The sequence below is a fragment of the Nostoc sp. genome, assembly GCF_036916655.1.
Classification (GTDB): Bacteria; Cyanobacteriota; Cyanobacteriia; order Cyanobacteriales; family Nostocaceae; genus Nostoc.
The window spans coordinates 18,017-34,922 of sequence record NZ_JBALFY010000022.1 but is presented as its reverse complement, the minus strand read 5'-3'; the positions used below and the strand labels follow the sequence as shown (position 1 = coordinate 34,922).

Sequence of the window (16,906 nt, the reverse complement as noted above, 5' to 3'; positions counted from 1 at the left end):
ACTTTGGAGATTTAATGAATTAAATCCTTAAAAAGGAAGCAAGAGCAGGATCGCATCTCCTTGTCTCTTTAACTTCTTCCTATGCACCAGCCACGGATTCCACTATCATGTCAAAATTCTAACTATGAGAAAGCATATTTTTGTAGTGTTCCAAAACTTGGGCACTCTTGTATTACTGGCACTGGCATTTCCCTTAAACTGCATTGTTGTCTTAACATCGCTACTATGGAACTTTGTTAAGCAACCATTCGGTAAGTCAATTGTTGTCAACCCCAATTCCAAAAATATCTTGATTGCTGGCGCGAGAATGACTAAAACTCTTCAGCTAGCGCGTTCATTTCATGCTGCTGGGCATCGGGTTATTATAATTGACATTGAGAAATTCTGGTCAAGTGGTAATAAATATTCCAACTCTGTTGCAGGTTTTTATACCGTTCCCGATCCCAGCAAAGACTTAGAAGGCTACGTTGAAAGCCTACACGCGATCGCCAAAACAGAAAAGATCGACTTTTTTATCCCGGTAGCCATTTTTTCCGTCATTCACTACGATCGAGGCCAGCCACCATTACCAGATTTTTGTGAATTTTTCCACTTCGATGCTGATGTCACAAAGCTCCTGGATGATAAGTTTGCCTTTTCTGAAACAGCGCGATCGTTCGGTTTATCTGTCCCCAAATCCTTCAAGATTACCGATCCCGAACAAGTCCTCAACTTCGACTTTTCTCAGGAGAAGCGCAAATACATTCTTAAAAGCATCCCCTACGATCAAATACGTCGCTTGAATCTCACCAAGCTACCTTGCGATACCCCGTCAGAAACCGCAGCATTTGTCAATAGTCTGCCCATTAGCGAGAAAAACCCCTGGATTATGCAGGAATTTATCCCTGGAAAGGAATACTGCACTCACACTACCGCGCGAGATGGAGAGTCGAGAATGTACTGCTGCTGTGAGTCATCCGCCTTTCAAGTCAACTACGAAAACGTCGAGCAGCTAGAAATTATGCAATGGGCGAGTCATTTTACCAAAGAATTGGGAAAAACCGGACAACTTTCCTTTGACTTCATCGAGGCAGAAGACGGAACTGTTTACGCGATTGAGTGTAACCCCCGGACTCACTCCGCCATTACTATGTTTTACAATCATCCAGGAGTAGCGGATGCCTATCTTGGTAAAGAACCTCTGGCTGAATCTTTGCAACCTCTTGCTGATAGTAAGCCAACCTATTGGCTGTATCACGAAGTTTGGCGACTAAATGAGATTAGATCGTTTAAGCAACTGCAAACCTGGGTAAGAAACATCAGACGGGGGAAAGAAGCAGTGTTTGAAGTGAGCGATCCCTTACCCTTCCTGATAGTACATCACTGGCAGATTCCCTTACTCATTCTCGACAACTTACGAAGACTCAAAGGTTGGATAAGAATAGATTTTAATATGGGCGAGCTTATAGAGTGATAAGCTAATCAGCATTAAAGTTGCATAATCAGGGCGGGCAAGATGCCCACCCCACAAGACATTGAGAAAATTTTAATATGCAAATTAAATGTGTTTTAGCTTAAATAGGAGGAAAAGCCCCCTTTTTTAAGGGGAGTTGGGGGAGCTCCGAAAGCCAAATATACTAACCGAACCGTATTGACATTAGAGCGGGCTTTCTTAATTTTGAATTGTGAATTGGTATTATTTTTCCTGAAATGTCCAGACTCCTTCATCCCAATCTGATTCTGTTGGGGGTGATTGTAACCAATGTTGACAACGCAATAAGTGCAACATTGCAGCTTTGTCCTGGCTATCGGCTGCCAAAACATTAGCAAACTCCGCTCTAGCACGAGAAAACTGCCGCTTGAGGTAATACTCACGTCCTTTATGATAATGCTCAATTACTTGCAATTTTTCGCTTTCAATTGGATTGGAACGCAAACCCAATAATTCATATATGGCTACTGGTTCGTTTCTACCTTTAACACGAATGTAATCTAGTTCTCTTGCCCAAATTTGATCTTGGCATGGTTGAAAAGTATTATGGCTAATAATAATATCGCAACCATACTGCTTACTAACACTTTCTAAGCGGGAGCCAAGATTAACGCCATCACCAATAGCGGTAAATTCCATCCGCTTACTAGAGCCGATATTTCCACTAATCACGGTATCGGAGTTGATGCCAATGCCGATTTTAATTTTGGGCTTATCATCTGTATGGCGACGTTGATTAAATTCGTGCAGGCGAACGCGCATTTCTAAAGATGTTTGCACTGCCATCCATGCGTGTTCTTCTAATGGTAGAGGAGAACCAAAGACAGCCATGATAGCGTCGCCGATGTATTTGTCAAGAGTGCCTTTATGTTTAAAGACTGCTTCCACCATTGATTCAAAATATTCATTGAGCATACTTACCACTTCTTCTGCTTCTAAGTTTTCTGTCAAAGTGGTGTAGCCACGAATATCCGAAAATAAGATCGAAACTTCTTTGCGATCGCCTCCTAGTTTAGCATCATCTAATTTCAGCAATTCTTCCGCTAATTCCTGGGTCATGTAGCGGTACATCGTACTCTTGAGCCGCTTTTCATCACTGATATCTTCCATCACCACCAGCGCCCCCCGGACTTGCTCTTGGTCGCTAGCATCGGCAATGGTGTTAATCGACAAATTAATACTATGCTGTTCTGTACCAGTGCTAATAAGTGTGCGATCGGGGTAATATTGCTGACGACCCTTTAAGTCAACTGCATGTAAAGCATCCTGATACCACTTGCTAAAGTCACCTTCTTTGATGCCAATGACATCATTAACTAATTTACCTTCTAAACGGTCATTTATTCCCAGCCCTAGCAAACGTTGGGCGCTTTCATTGGCAGCGATAATTAACCCAGTTTTATCAGTGGAAACTACTCCATTGGAAAGACTACGCAGAATATCCCGTTGCATTTGTTCTTGTTGCTTGACTGTGGCAAACAACTGGGCATTTTGCAGCGCTACTCCCGCTTGAATATTAAAAGCTTCCATGAATTCTTCATCGTTGCGGTCAAAGCTAGCTTGGAAGCAGTCGGGAGCTTTCGGCCAATCAGCTGGATTATAAGGGGGAAAATCACCATTTTTCTTTTTATTTACGAGTTGGGTAACGCCAATCAGTTGTTGATCGGCATTAAACACTGGCATACAAAGTAAGCTACAGGTGCGATAGCCATTTTGCTGATCTAGTTGTTGGGCTGTTTCTGAGTCAGGATCGTAGTACAAATCAAAGCCAATATTCAGCTTTTTGCCAGAAACCGCGACGATCCCAGCAAAACCTTTACCTACGGGGACTCGCAACTCTTTTGTTGAACCATCATCTTGAGTGATTTTCGTCCACAATTCATGCCGATCGCGGTCTATTAACCATAGTGTACTGCGATCGGCATTCATCAGTTCCTTAGCTTCATCCATCACCCGTTTGAGGGTGTCTTCTAAATCGAGACTACTTTGAGAAAGGGACTTAATTGCCTTCATCAGCGCCGCCACCGCTCTTTGTTTTTGGGTAGCTACATAAAAAGAGCGCGAAGACTCTAAAATCAGGCGAATTGAAGGGGCAAATTCTTGAAATAATTGTTCGTCAGCACAGCTAAAACCTTTGGTATCAATGCGCTGTGCAAGTGCAGCATCGTGGTTATTTCCAGATTTTAATTTATTCAGTAATTGCACTACTGCAACTAATTGCCCATGTTCATTTAAGAGTGGCAAAGCTAACATAGTGTAGGTGCGATAGCCAGTTCTTTTTTCTTGTTCTTGGGCAAAATGCGATCGCGGATCGTTATAAAAATCAAAGGGAATATTAATAACTTCTTTAAAAGTGGCAACTTCACCACCAATGCCTTTATTTGCGGGGATGCGAATTTCTAAAGAGCGACCGCCTTCACCCTCAGCTAAAATTGACCAGAGTTCTTGTTTTTCTTCATCCAATAAAAATATCGTTGTTCGGTCTGCTCCCAGTAATTCCCCGGTTTTTAAGGTAATCGAATGCAACATTTCTTGCAGAATGGTTTCAAACCCATGAGAATCCAGCATTGACAGGGTTTGATGGACAATCTGTAATTTTTGCTCGACATCCTTAACTACTTGTTTAAAGGTATCCTGAGTCAGGGGAGCAAGAAACGTAGAAAAAGTTCCTTGTCTTGTGGCAAGAGCGCCCACAGGAGCAGAATTCGCTTGTAATTCGAGGTTTTCTTGGTTGTGAACACCAATAATCACATCAGTGGTCTCCCCATAACTTCCTTGATACGCTGACATAACTGGTATTTTATATAGCAGGATGAGATTTTAGATTTAACAATGAGATTAAATTTATGTAAGTGGTGTTAAAAGCAACAGTTCCTCGACATTATCCATAGTTTAATCGCTTGTTCAGCCAGCGTCATCCTGTGAAGTTAGGCAGAAGTTGATTACTAATAAGGATGAGTTGACCAAAACCCCTTCCCACAAATGATAAATAGAGGGTCAGACCCCTCATATAAATGAGAAAACAATGTTTTTGACAAGCGATCGATTGTTAGTCTTGCCTTGTAATTACGTTGTCGAGGCAGACAAATTAACATTCCCGTCTCTGTAGGGCACGATCTATTTTCTTGAAAATTATAAGTAATATTACTGACATTAGATTAGGTCTAGCTCAACTGCGATCGCAGATATAAATAGACCACACAGTAGGGGCACAGCAATGCTCATCGGTGTCAACTTAACACGAAACCGCTTGTCCGCCGGGAATTGAAATTCCCGTCTCATAGCTAAAGTCATCTGAAGATGACTAAATATCGCCAAAAATCTCCAGTCTACTTCAGTAGACTTAAGCTATTAGCCCGAAAATTTATTTTTGAAGTAATAAGTAATAAGTAATAAGTAATACTCATTACTCATTACTCATTACTCATTACTCATTACTTATTTATTTCCGGGCGGGCATGGAAGCGAACAGATAAGCTATTTCCATCTGAAGTTGACACCAATGAGCATTGCTGTGCCCTGACGACAGAAGTGGTTCAATAATCTGTTGTGATGTCTGTGGCAAATAACCAGATTGTAGATATTTATTTTTATCCAGATAAAGTTAATTAAAAATATTAAGCACAATATTATTTCAGCCAAACATAAATATAAAATCAGATGCAATCTTTGAGTTTATCCCATATTTACATGGGATAGAACATATACCCGATTGTTGGAAATCCACAGGATTATTTTGATGAAAAAATTGAAGGCTCAACTACTTTTAGGCTTGACAGGCGCATTTTTAGCAGTAGGATACTCTGGGTTGTTGGCTAGAGAAATTCCCATACAGAATACATCAAATCTGAGAAAAAGTCTCTTAGCACAATCAGAAATTAACCCAAATGTCAATGAGTATCTGGATAAAAATAAACCAGAGAGTTATCAAGCTCTTAAAAAGCAGTTAAATGAAGCGATTGAAGATGCAAAAAGACCGAGTAAAGATAAAGTGGTAAACAATCTTTGGCCATTATCAAAAAGTAATGCTCAAATAAAGTGGAGAGAGAATAACGGCAAAATTGAATATCTAATGGCGAATTGGAAATATGTCAAAAACCCAACTGAAGATTGGAAAGTAGGTACAAAAAAAAGTATAGAAGCACGGAATTGGTTAACAGCCGTTCCTCAAGTTAAAGAATTTTGTCAAAATTGTAAGGGTATCGGCATAAATATTCCCGGTAATATTATGCTTTCTCTGAGATTACAGCAGTATTTAGGCTTAATTTTAAATAGAAACTCAAAGAAGACGCATTTCATAGAAATGTGGGTGAAAGCCGAAGATTTAAGTAGACCATGCGTCGATCCAGAAATTAATGATTCTAGTTGTAATGTTTTTAATATCCCGATTCCTGCTAGTTATCCGATTTTGCAAGAGATATACACAACTTCTTATGCAGCGGCTAATCAAGAACATTATCCTTGGACAGGTTTAGGTTATACCTATGATTGGGGAAATCCGAAAAAACCTCGTGCAGGAGCTAGTGAGTTTCTCATTGATGGAACTAAAGAAAAACCGATAGAAGTAGAAGTTGTTTCAGTCACAGCGACGAAAGAATATTGTAATAATCAATATTTAACGGTCAAAAATTAGAAATGAGCTATCATGAAACACCTCGAAGGGAAAGTGGCTTTGGTAACAGGTGCTACGCGGGGACTTGGTAGGGGAATTGCCATTGGCCTTGGTGAAGCAGGTGCAACTGTATACGTAACGGGCCGTAGCCTCAATAACTCTTCTAGTGATGGGGTTTCAGGGAGTCTTAGCGAAACTCAATTAGCCATTGAGGAAGTCGGTGGTGTATGCATTCCCGTCCAAGTAGACCACAGCGATGATGAGCAGGTACGCTTGCTGTTCGATCGCATTCAAGATGAGCAGAATGGACAACTCGATCTACTGGTAAATAATGCTTACTCAGGAGTTCAGGCAATAAGAGACGCTTTTGGGCAAACATTTTGGGATTGTGAGCCTAGTCTTTGGGATGCTAGTAATAATGTTGGTCTTCGTAGCCACTATGTTGCAAGTATTTTTGCTGCCCGAATGATGACTAAGCGTCACTCTGGACTAATTTGCACCATTTCTTCGTGGGGTGGGATGTCTTATATTTTTAATACAGCTTATGGAGTTGGCAAAGCAGCTTGCGATCGCCTAGCTGCTAACATGGCTGTTGAACTCAAACCCCATAACGTCACTTCTGTTTCAATTTGGCCGGGTATTGTTGGTACTGAGCTTTTTTCGCGTTTTGCTTCTGAGATGAATCAAACCAATGGTACTGAAAAGAATTTCTCATTTTTAAGTGATCGCTACAATTGGGAAACTCCCTTATTCACTGGACGGGCGATCGCTGCACTTGCTGGTGAAGCAAATGTTATCCGCCATACAGGACGTGTGCAAATTGTTGCCGAACTGGCTAAAAAATATAATCTTGTCGATGAAAATGGCGATCTTCCTGCCTCATTACGCTCTCTGCGTTTTGTGTTGCCCGCCGCATTGCCCGTACTGAGAAAGTATTCATGGCTTATACCTGATATTAAAATGCCGTGGTCACTGCTATTATTGAGTACCCTCGGCTCACCTAAAATTTAATGAGGATTGGGCATTCGGGTAAAAAATATCCAATTAACTCTTGTGGGGTGGGCGACACGAGAGCCCAGTCTATAGGGCGGGCGAGACGCCCACCCCACAATATTGGATAATTTGTTTCCTGGAGTTCCTTTATTGTAGAGACGGCGATTCATCGCGTCTCTTGCCTTAACCGAACCGTATTACGGAATGAGGGGACAAGAGGACAAGGGAATAACCAATCCCCAATCTCCTTTTCCCAAACAAGCTGTTTGAGGGCATAAAACTTTGTATCCTGAATTAATAGGTCTTAATTAATAGTTTTTTTAAAACTGGTGCAAGAAGATTTTAGGCTAATTGTTGATTTAGTTTCAGTTCTAGCCGTTGCAGCCTGTGGTGGACTGTTGGCAGCACTTCTGCGACAACCGGTGTTGCTAGGATATCTTATTGGCGGGATGATCATTGGGCCAGCCGGACTGGGATTGATTAAAGAAGTCATTCAAGTAGAGACTCTGGCACAGTTCGGGGTCGCCTTTTTGTTATTCGCTTTGGGTGTAGAATTTTCCTTTACGGAACTCAAGAAGGTAAAAGCGATCGCTCTTGGCGGCGGTGGACTCCAGATTGCTTTGACAATTCTAGTCACAGTTGCAATCTGCGGGTTAACTGGAGCCTGGGGAGCTTTACCTGCTAAAGGTATGTTTTTAGGGTGTATTCTGTCTTTGTCTTCCACAGCCGTTGTTCTCAAGTGTTTGATGGAGCGCAACGAAACAGAAACGCCTCACGGGCAAGTGATGCTGGGAATTTTAGTTGTACAAGACTTGGCACTAGGACTGATGTTAGCAGTCTTACCAGCCCTCAACCAACCAGCAGAAACCATTGGTATCGCTGTGCTAACGGCGCTAGTTTTGATTGGTTTATTTGCTGCTGGGGCGATCGCTGCGGGGATTTGGCTGATACCGCCTTTATTGCGACTGTTAGCTCGTACCGAAAGTAAAGAACTATTCTTATTAGGAGTTGTAGCCCTGTGTTTGGGCATTGCCCTATTGACAGAGCATTTGGGGCTATCCATTGAAATGGGGGCATTTGTCGCGGGTTTGATGATTTCTGAGGTGGAGTACGCCGATCAAACCCTGACTTATGTGGAACCACTGCGGGATATCTTTGCCAGTTTATTTTTTGCCGCCATTGGGATGTTAATTGACCCAGTGTTTTTGTGGAACAACCTAGAATTGATTTTGGGGTTGGTGGCAATAGTTTTCGTAGGTAAATTTTTGATTATCACGCCCCTAGTGAAATTATTCCGCTACCCTTTGAAAACAGCCATAATTGCCGGTTTGGGACTGGCGCAAATTGGGGAATTTTCCTTTGTTCTTGCTAGTGAAGGGCAGTCTTTGGGGCTGGTGTCGCGACAAGTATACTTATTAATTTTGGGAACCACCGCAGTCACTCTCATGCTTACCCCTTTTGTACTGCGGTTAGTGCCATTTTTATTTAACTTTGCCGAATCAATGCCTTGGTTGAAACCGTATTTAGAAGAAGATGAGGCGCGAGATGTATCGGAAGATTTGCCCTTCAAAGACCATGTGGTAGTTTGTGGCTATGGGCGAGTGGGTAAGAATTTGGTGAAGTTGTTGCAGCAACATCACCTACCTGTGGTAGTAATCGACCAATCGGAGAGCAGAATTCAGCAGTTGCGTGAGGCTGGAGTGTCTTATGTATATGGTAATTGCGTGAGTTTGCATGTTCTGGAAACTGCCGGCGTGAATCATGCCAAAGGAATGGCGATCGCACTCCCAGACCCCATGAGTACCCGTCTTTGCTTGAAACGCGCTTTGGAGTTGCACCCAGAATTAGATTTGGTTGTCCGTGCTACCCAGGATAAAAATATTGAAGTGCTGTATCAATTGGGAGCCAGAGAAGTTGTGCAACCAGAGTTTGAAGCCAGTTTAGAAATTGCAACCTATTTATTAACTGGCTTAGGCTTGTTGTCACCACCTGTCGTCCAACGAGAAATGCAGCAAATCCGCAACGATCATTATTTAGATTTGCGGCCAGAACGTTCTGCTACTGAAGTTGCTCGTGATTTACGCCAAGCAACTCTCGATTTAAATCAGCGCTGGTATCCTCTTCCCACTGCTTCACCTTTAATTGGTATGACTATAGAAGAAGCAGATATGCGCTATTTAACAGGAGCAAGTTTAATGGCAATTCGCCGCGCTAACGGCGATGAAATCGATTATCCCAATAATCAAACCAAATTAGAAGAAGGCGATCGCTTGCTGGTTGTGGGAGCAGATGAAGAACTGGCAGCTTTGGCAGAATTCGCCAAGGGACAAGCTGCTGTACCGGGAGAAAATAGTGCTTGTCAGTGGGTTACAGTCAATGCAGATGCGCCAACACTAGGTAAAACTCTTGCAGATTTAGATATCGCCAAGCGATATGCAGTACAAGTACAGGCGATCCGGCGAGATGGCAAGTTTATCCGCTATCCTGATGGCGGTATGGATTTGCGAGTTAGCGATCAAGTATTGTTGTGTGGTAATTTGTCAGGTTTGAGTCAATTAGAGCAGTTATTTGCGATCGCTAATTCAGTACCCCTTTCTATCCCCGTGGTGAAAGCTAGTGAGGTAGAAGCGCTCAAAGACAGTAGACCGAAAACTTTTGGAAGTTGATTGAACAATGAGGGTTTCAGCCGTTGGTTTTGGAACTGGAAACCATGACCTATCGAAACAGAATATATGCGTCAGTCGCCAGAATACAAGAAAGGTATTCTGTGCGACTGGTGGATAGCGCAGGGTAAAGCCTTCATCTACAAGACGCTATGCGAACGCTTAGAGCGAGTATTCAAGCGTCCCCCGTCTGAATTCTGAATTCTTCTTCAACCACGACTCTCATTAATTGCTTACTGAATCATAAATATTTTCTAACTTGGCAGTTTGTTTGCGAATATCAAAATTTTCGCAAATAAACTCTCGTCCTTTAGTACCCATATTTTTAGCCAAAGCACGGTCAGACAAGAGGATATCTAATTTTTCTGCCACAGCTTTATCGTCTTTTTCTGCAACTAAAAAACCAGTTTCTCCATCTATAACAGCATCGGGAATAGCACTATGCCAAGTAGAAACTATTGGCAAACTACAAGCAGCAGCTTCCAAGATTGCAAGCGGTAAACCTTCACTATTACCGTCCTTTGCTGTTTGACTAGGTAGAGAAAATATTTCTGCACCTCGCACCATTTTTTGAACTACTTCATAAGGTTGTGCCCCTAGAAAATTTACTCTGTCACTAACACCAAGCTCACTTGCTAGAGTTTTCAATTTTTCTGTCATTGGGCCAGTTCCCAATTGAAAAAGTGATACATTTGGATGCTTGTTTACAATACGTGCAAAGCCTTTGATTAGAGTATCAATTCCTTTTTTTTCAACGTGTCTTCCTACACACATAATATATCTTTCATCTGCCGATTCAGTTTTTGGGGCAAACTTTTGTAAATCTATGCCACTATTGTGTTGAATAATTTTATCTTTTGGATAGCCATACTCAATCATCTTTTTATACAAAAAGCTAGAAAAAGCAATAAATTTCGATGCTTTTTGCTTCATTTCTTGCTCATACAAAAGAAATTGATAAAATGCCGGGTTCCCCGACAGCCACATATTTTTACGCGTCAAGGTAATATCATAGCCGTAAAATGTAACTATGAAAGGAATATTTAATTTTTCTGCTAATCGCATTCCATAAATACCATCCGGGCCAAAATGAGCGTGAATTAATTTTAATTTTTTTAACTCATCACTGTTTTCAAACATATTTGTTGAAGCAGTTAGTACATAAAATAACTGTTTGATATTCAAGAAATCATGATCGCTAACGGCAACATGATCAAAAGGGATTTCTTTTAAAAGGCGACAACTAACAAATAAAGGCTTGTATCTTTGTAAATTATGGGCTTGCTCTCCAATAAAAGTTTCTGACACTCTTGGATAAGCTCGGCGATACATACCAACTAGGTTCATGATGTTACTCCTAATTTCTTTAAATTTAGTATTTTCTTTCCCTAAATAAACAAGATTTTGGCTACAAAACTTGTATTATATCCTTTCTAACTTTTGAATTATTGACTTATTTGTATTATCATATTACTCAAACATACATATTTTTTGAAATGATTATTCAGGAAATATTTTTAATGGATTTTTATATAGCAATTCTAAATTAGATGTGAGAGCAAAATGGCTAAAAATCTTATAAATACGTATTTTTATTTCCGATTTTCCTCATATTTTAATTCGGATTACTATAGAGGAAACTAGCAGAAAAAATAGAAATATGCTAAACTATTCGCTCAAACCCGATGGCGTTAGTGCTAGTCTCCCTTTCTCTATCGCAATTATTTGCTAACTATCTAAATACAAACATGCAAAATATAACACATAATCATTTCCTATAGTCGTAGCGGATGCTTGGTTTAAGTATGCCTAAATAAAATTGGTAAGCTGTTCCATATTCAAATTGCATAAGCTGGCGCTCATGTTGCCCACCCCACAAGAGTTATGTTTAATTCGATTATGCAAATTAGATGTTTTTAGCTTAGTCTGCCTCTAGATGTACGTAGCCAGACTTGTTCCAACTGCGACACTAAGCACGATAGAGACGTAAATGCAGCTACTAATATTCGAGATGAAGGGACGCGTTTACTAGCGTTAGGGACTAGCGCTAGGGGCTAGTGGAGAGAGTGTAAGAGTAGAAATGTTGCTATATGTAGATTGCAGGTTCTTAAACTCTTTAATTTACGATAAAAAACTCCGTGCCACTTGTGGGATGGAGTTTTTAGTCATTAGTACCAATGACTAATGACTAATGACTAACTTATTTTTGGTTTAATATAAGCGATCGCTTGTTTCCAAATAATGATTTGCTGACTGTTTTCATCAACAATACAGATACACTGTGTATCTTGCCATAAAACCTTTCCTGTCAGCACATCCTGAGTTAGCAGCTTTAACTCTACTGGCGTTGTTTGTTTAATCAGGTTTTGGACTTGTCTAATACTGGGTAAAGTGGTGTCAAATTCGGTAAGCATTTTTAGTAAAGATGAACCTACAAGGCAAAATAAAGAGTAACTAATCCTTGATAATTCATCCTTGAAGAAATGGCAATCGAATTTACTAAGTATCATGGTCTAGGCAACGACTTTATTTTGATTGACAATCGCTCGTCATCTATGCCTGTATTGACTCCAGAGCAAGCGATCGAGTTGTGCGATCGCCATTTTGGTATCGGTGCTGATGGTGTTATTTTTGCCCTACCCGGTGAAAACGGCACTGATTACACCATGCGGATTTTTAATTCTGATGGTTCCGAACCGGAAATGTGTGGCAATGGCATTCGCTGTTTAGCTGGCTTTTTAGCAGATTTAGAGGGACTGGGGACTGGGCAAGAATTTTCCCAATCCTCAATCACATATCGCATTCATACCCTAGCTGGTGTGATGATTCCCCAAATCCTTCCTGATGGTCAAGTAAAGGTGGATATGGGTTTACCCAGGTTACTCGCTGGCGAAATTCCTACCACCCTTGCATCTGCTGAAGAAAAAGTCATTTCTTTGCCGTTGGAGGTGGCGGGGCAAACTTGGGATGTCACTTGTGTAAGTATGGGTAATCCCCACTCTATTACCTTTGTGGAAGATGTCGCAGCAATTGAGTTAGAAACCATCGGCCCCAAATTTGAGCATCACTCAGTTTTTCCGCAACGCATAAATACCGAATTTATTCAAGTAGTGCGCCGTGACTATCTAAAAATGCGGGTATGGGAACGAGGTGCTGGAATTACATTAGCTTGTGGAACTGGTGCTTGCGCTTCCTTAGTCGCTGGAGTGTTAACTGGAAAATGCGATCGCACTGCCACTATAGAATTACCAGGTGGCCCCTTACAAATTGAATGGTCAGAAGTAGACCAAAGGGTTTATATGACAGGCCCAGCCAAGAGGGTATTCACAGGAAAATTGTAAAAATTATTTCCTCTCTTATCGAACAGAATTCAGGAGTCAGGAGTCAGGAGTCAGAATTCAGAATTCAGAATTCAGAATGAATTTTGACCGAAAAAGCGAATAGCGTAGCGTTAGCGAGTTTTCTCCCTTGGCGTTAGCCTCTCCCTTTGGGAGAAGGGGAGAGGCCAAAGGCGAACGAGCGTCGCGTCTTGATTCTGACTCCTGAATTCTGACTTCTGAATTCTTCTTCAACACTGTGTTCTCTGTGCCTTAAAATCAGGCGATTCCACCGTTTACACGAATATTTTGCCCAGTAATCCACCTGGCTTCATCGCTAGCGAGAAACGCTACTACATCGGCGATTTCTTGCACATCTCCCAGTTTGCCAAAAGCAGCCATTTGGGCTAAACGGTCTATCTGTTCTTGTGTTTTACCTTCTCGGAATAGTTCTGTATCGGTGGGGCCAGGAGAAATAACATTAACTGCGATCGCTTTTGTACCCAATTCTTTAGCTAATACCCGCGTGATTTGTTCTACAGCACCCTTGGTTGCGACATAGGCACTATAAGTTGGCAACATCATCACCGTCGTTGATGAGGAAAAGTTGATAATCCGTCCTCCTTCTGACATGTGTTGTGCGGCTTGTTGGCAAGTAAAATAAGTGCCTTTGACATTAATTGCATAAATCCGATCAAACTCTTCTTCTGTCACCTGAGTAATTGGTTTATAAAAGGCGATTCCGGCATTGTTGACTAAAATATCGAGTTTACCAAAACGTTCTAGTGTTTGCTCAAACAACCGTTGAATATCGCGTACTTTGCTAATATCAGCTTGGATAGCGATCGCCCCTACCCCCAACTTTTCAACTTCTGCAACAACTTCCTGTGCTTTGCCTGCATTACCCGCATAATTAACGACAATAGATGCGCCGTTACCAGCTAATTTTAGTGCGATCGCTCGTCCAATCCCCCGCGATGCACCAGTGATAATTGCAACCTTTCCTGCCAAAGATGCCATAGATTAATCTGCTTTTATTTTGGTTCACTAAAGTCATTCGTCATTAGTCATTCGTCATTCGTCATTGGGGACTGGTATTGGGCATTGAAATCAATAGTTTTCCTTCCCCTGCTTCCTCATCCCCCACTCCCCACTCCCCACTCCCCAGCCTTCATTAAAATTCTGGAACGATCGCAACACCATCCCTAAGATTGAGCAATCCTGAGATAATAACTTTATCTTCTGGCTGTAATCCTTCGATAACTTGGTAATTATTACCTTTGATCTCGCCTAGCTTCACTTGCCTTTGTCGAGCTACTTGTTGCAATACACCTTGAGGAGATTTTTCGGTTTCAACTACATAAACAAAAGTGTCCCCACCGATACGAGTCATTGCTGTTGTGGGGATTAAAACTCCGGGGCGCTGATTCCAGAACACTCTAGCTCTTACCAATTGATCTGCCCGTAATTGACCGTTAGGGTTATCAAAAAGTGCTTTGATTAATATCGTTTGTGTTTCACTACTGGCGGTAGGTGCGATGAAAAATACCCTACTTCTACCCAGCTTTTGACCTTGTGTATTCATAACCTCCACTGGCATTCCCTTACGCAATTGGGCCCCTTGCTGTAGTGGCACAGAGATATTCACTTCCAAAGGTCGATTTTGGGTGATATTAACTAATTGTGTAGAAGTATTAACCAAATCACCAACTTTCACAGCCATATTACCAATAGTGCCATTAAAGGGAGCGATAATTTTGTCGTACTGGATCTGCTGTGTTTGATTTACATTAGCTTGCTGTAAGGATTTTTCAGCTTGCAAGATGATGGCTCGTTGTGCTTGAATCCTGGAATCAATTGCATCAAGACTAGTCTTAGCATTGGCGAGTCTGTCAGCAAATTGATTGCTAGTCTGTCGAGATATGGCTCCTTGTTCAGCTAGGTTGACAAACTTTTGGTAGTTCTGCTGGTACAATCGCACATTTGCAAGGTATGAGGGTCGTTCTGCTTCCAGAGATTTGAGTGTTGCGCGGGCATTTGCCAGTTGCAATAAAAATGCTTGAGGCACAGTATTGTTAAGAGCGATCGCTGCTTGTAGTGTACGATCTACTTGGAGAATTGCTGCTCCTGCGGGGACTGGATCTCCAGATTTGACAAGTATTTGGGTAACTTGGCCCTGAATCTTCGGCTGGAGCGTGACTGAGCGCTGAGATTTTAGGCTAGCAATAAAATCTGAACTTTCCTCAATTATGCCGCTTTGCACTGTCGATATTTTGACTCTTACCCCTTGAGGTTGAGTGTTAGCAGTTGCGGGTGCTGAATTTTGCGGAGTGAGCAAACGCCAAACTATAGCTGCTCCGCCCCCTAACGATAGTAGTGCTGCTAAAAATAACCAAAGCCACCGCCGTTTTCCAGAAGGTGGCTCAAATGAGGTTTGTGGAGCTTTTTCTCCAAAATCGGTTTGAGGCTCAGGGGATGTCATGGCTTATGAGGAATTTAAGGAACAAATTAACTAGAATTCAATCAAAATTTCATCTGTTGATTGTAAATTACTGATTTGGCATGAGGTTTTATCGCAAATTATGTGTTATACCATCCAAATATACAGTTTTGATGATTCTGTCTAAATCTACCGAAAGGTGAATCCCCTCAAAATAAATCGCCGTCAAGACGCAAGACTGATTATTGTAAAGACTGCGATTCATCGCGTCTCTTGTCTTAAGTGAACAGTATTACAAGTTGTTTTACTTACAGCAATTTTGATTGACAATGCAATTCCCGATGCCAAGCGATCGCTGTTATTTCAACTAACATTAGGATTATTTGCCAGAACCTTGGGCACAACCAGATTTCAAATAACCTAAAAACTGGCTATCATGCCCTTGGAAACTTTGCTGATCCTGCTACCAAAACCGCAGTTTGGGATAGCCTTACAAGTGCGCCATTTTTATGTGACAATTATTCAATAGCGTTAAGCTAAAAGAAATCCATTTTAATATTAGTGATGTCTAATATTCAAGAACACGTAAATACTCTCGTAACGAGATTTGTTCCAGGTTATAGATTTCTGCGTTTGCAAGAACTGACGATTGATAAAAATAATTCCCTCCAAACAGAAATTGATAGTAAATCAATTAAAGTTCTTAGCTGGAATATTGCTAAACAAAACTATAATCAAACTTGGGTAAAAGATTTTTTAAAAATTATTGATACTTATCAACCAAACCTGATATTTCTACAAGAATTTTCTCTCAAATTAGAAGCCGATGAATGGGGAAAATGGCTGAAAATGAATTGGAGCTTTGCACCTAATTTTGTAGATATTCATCATCAAACCTATTCAGGGATTTTCACAGCAGCTACAATCAGTCCAATAACCAAACAAGTTATCACTACTCGACATCATGAGCCGATTGTGAGAACTCCTAAAATTTCTTTAATTACTGAGTATCTGTTATCTGAACAAAGCACAACTCTCCTGACAATCAATAGCCATTTGATAAATTTTGTAGATTTAAATAAATTTAAAATACAACTGCAAGAATTAGAGCTAGCGTTATCTATACATCGCGGACCACTAATATTTTCAGGTGATTTTAATACTTGGAGTCGAAAAAGAGCAGTTATCCTCAATCAAGTAACAACTAAATTAGGGTTAACGCCTGTAGTTTTCGCACCTCATCATCAGTATAAAATTAAACGTTTTCTATTATCACCTCCTTTAGATCATATCTTTTACCGAGATATCAGTGTGAAGAAAGCCACTGCAAAAGTGCTAGACGAAATTTGTTCATCAGATCACAAACCATTGCTGGCAGAATTTACTTATACCAATACTCAAAAAAATTAA

The 16,906-nt window shown here is 41.0% G+C and carries 13 protein-coding genes; 7 read left to right on the top strand and 6 right to left on the bottom strand.

Features of this window, described 5'->3' with window-relative positions:
* The first annotated feature begins 124 nt into the window (after positions 1-124).
* Complete coding sequence (locus V7L31_RS05920) at positions 125-1,453, top strand: ATP-grasp enzyme (protein ID WP_334695386.1); 1,329 nt, start codon at positions 125-127, stop codon at positions 1,451-1,453.
* 222 nt (positions 1,454-1,675) lie between these two features.
* Here V7L31_RS05920 and V7L31_RS05915 read toward each other — a convergent pair whose 3' ends face one another.
* Both V7L31_RS05915 and V7L31_RS05910 read right to left on the bottom strand, forming a co-directional pair.
* Positions 1,676-4,261, bottom strand: coding sequence for a GAF domain-containing protein (locus tag V7L31_RS05915; protein WP_334695385.1), 2,586 nt, complete (start codon positions 4,259-4,261; stop codon positions 1,676-1,678).
* Positions 4,262-4,624: 363 nt separating this feature from the next.
* Positions 4,625-4,765 carry a hypothetical protein gene (locus V7L31_RS05910; RefSeq protein ID WP_334695384.1) on the bottom strand — a complete coding sequence of 47 codons (141 nt, stop codon included), beginning with the start codon at positions 4,763-4,765 and terminating at the stop codon, positions 4,625-4,627.
* A gap of 445 nt (positions 4,766-5,210) precedes the next feature.
* Between V7L31_RS05910 and V7L31_RS05905 the strand changes: the two genes are divergently transcribed.
* The 3 genes from V7L31_RS05905 to V7L31_RS05895 all read left to right on the top strand — a co-directional run bounded on the left by V7L31_RS05905 (position 5,211) and on the right by V7L31_RS05895 (position 9,742).
* Positions 5,211-6,104, top strand: coding sequence for a hypothetical protein (locus V7L31_RS05905; RefSeq protein WP_334695383.1), 894 nt, complete (start codon positions 5,211-5,213; stop codon positions 6,102-6,104).
* A gap of 12 nt (positions 6,105-6,116) precedes the next feature.
* Positions 6,117-7,094 (top strand): SDR family NAD(P)-dependent oxidoreductase, encoded by a 978-nt coding sequence (locus V7L31_RS05900; protein ID WP_334695382.1) that lies wholly within the window; start codon positions 6,117-6,119, stop codon positions 7,092-7,094.
* Positions 7,095-7,405: 311 nt separating this feature from the next.
* Positions 7,406-9,742 (top strand): cation:proton antiporter domain-containing protein, encoded by a 2,337-nt coding sequence (locus V7L31_RS05895; RefSeq protein ID WP_334695381.1) that lies wholly within the window; start codon positions 7,406-7,408, stop codon positions 9,740-9,742.
* 222 nt (positions 9,743-9,964) lie between these two features.
* Here the strand turns inward: V7L31_RS05895 and V7L31_RS05890 are convergent, their stop codons facing one another.
* Complete coding sequence (locus tag V7L31_RS05890; RefSeq protein ID WP_334695380.1) at positions 9,965-11,086, bottom strand: glycosyltransferase; 1,122 nt, start codon at positions 11,084-11,086, stop codon at positions 9,965-9,967.
* A gap of 579 nt (positions 11,087-11,665) precedes the next feature.
* Between V7L31_RS05890 and V7L31_RS05885 the strand changes: the two genes are divergently transcribed.
* Positions 11,666-11,797: a zinc ribbon domain-containing protein gene (locus V7L31_RS05885; RefSeq protein ID WP_442944364.1), complete on the top strand. Its 132-nt coding sequence runs from the start codon at positions 11,666-11,668 to the stop codon at positions 11,795-11,797.
* 137 nt (positions 11,798-11,934) lie between these two features.
* Here V7L31_RS05885 and V7L31_RS05880 read toward each other — a convergent pair whose 3' ends face one another.
* Positions 11,935-12,153, bottom strand: a complete 219-nt coding sequence (locus tag V7L31_RS05880; RefSeq protein ID WP_334695379.1) for an Hfq-related RNA-binding protein — start codon at positions 12,151-12,153, stop codon at positions 11,935-11,937.
* A 69-nt stretch (positions 12,154-12,222) separates the two neighbouring features.
* On the opposite strand from V7L31_RS05880, the gene dapF reads away from it, so the two are divergent.
* Entirely contained in the window at positions 12,223-13,080 is an 858-nt protein-coding gene (gene dapF / locus V7L31_RS05875; protein ID WP_334695378.1) for a diaminopimelate epimerase, read from the top strand.
* A gap of 255 nt (positions 13,081-13,335) precedes the next feature.
* Here the strand turns inward: dapF and V7L31_RS05870 are convergent, their stop codons facing one another.
* Together V7L31_RS05870 and V7L31_RS05865 are read right to left on the bottom strand one after the other, a co-directional pair.
* Positions 13,336-14,076 (bottom strand): SDR family oxidoreductase, encoded by a 741-nt coding sequence (locus tag V7L31_RS05870; RefSeq protein WP_334695377.1) that lies wholly within the window; start codon positions 14,074-14,076, stop codon positions 13,336-13,338.
* Between the two features lie 154 nt (positions 14,077-14,230).
* Positions 14,231-15,538 carry an efflux RND transporter periplasmic adaptor subunit gene (locus V7L31_RS05865; RefSeq protein WP_334695376.1) on the bottom strand — a complete coding sequence of 436 codons (1,308 nt, stop codon included), beginning with the start codon at positions 15,536-15,538 and terminating at the stop codon, positions 14,231-14,233.
* 522 nt (positions 15,539-16,060) lie between these two features.
* On the opposite strand from V7L31_RS05865, the gene V7L31_RS05860 reads away from it, so the two are divergent.
* A complete protein-coding gene (locus V7L31_RS05860) occupies positions 16,061-16,906 on the top strand; it encodes an endonuclease/exonuclease/phosphatase family protein (protein WP_334695375.1) in 846 nt (281 codons plus the stop codon).

Bases quoted from the DNA above. Each gene is read 5' to 3' on its own strand.
- V7L31_RS05900 (WP_334695382.1), top strand. From the start codon at position 6,117: ATGAAACACCTCGAAGGGAAAGTGGCTTTGGTAACAGGTGCTACGCGG.
- V7L31_RS05860 (WP_334695375.1), top strand. From the start codon at position 16,061: ATGTCTAATATTCAAGAACACGTAAATACTCTCGTAACGAGATTTGTT.
- V7L31_RS05865 (WP_334695376.1), bottom strand. From the start codon at position 15,538: ATGACATCCCCTGAGCCTCAAACCGATTTTGGAGAAAAAGCTCCACAA.
- V7L31_RS05915 (WP_334695385.1), bottom strand. From the start codon at position 4,261: ATGTCAGCGTATCAAGGAAGTTATGGGGAGACCACTGATGTGATTATT.
- V7L31_RS05920 (WP_334695386.1), top strand. From the start codon at position 125: ATGAGAAAGCATATTTTTGTAGTGTTCCAAAACTTGGGCACTCTTGTA.
- V7L31_RS05905 (WP_334695383.1), top strand. From the start codon at position 5,211: ATGAAAAAATTGAAGGCTCAACTACTTTTAGGCTTGACAGGCGCATTT.
- V7L31_RS05880 (WP_334695379.1), bottom strand. From the start codon at position 12,153: ATGCTTACCGAATTTGACACCACTTTACCCAGTATTAGACAAGTCCAA.
- dapF (WP_334695378.1), top strand. From the start codon at position 12,223: ATGGCAATCGAATTTACTAAGTATCATGGTCTAGGCAACGACTTTATT.
- V7L31_RS05910 (WP_334695384.1), bottom strand. From the start codon at position 4,765: ATGACTTTAGCTATGAGACGGGAATTTCAATTCCCGGCGGACAAGCGG.
- V7L31_RS05890 (WP_334695380.1), bottom strand. From the start codon at position 11,086: ATGAACCTAGTTGGTATGTATCGCCGAGCTTATCCAAGAGTGTCAGAA.
- V7L31_RS05870 (WP_334695377.1), bottom strand. From the start codon at position 14,076: ATGGCATCTTTGGCAGGAAAGGTTGCAATTATCACTGGTGCATCGCGG.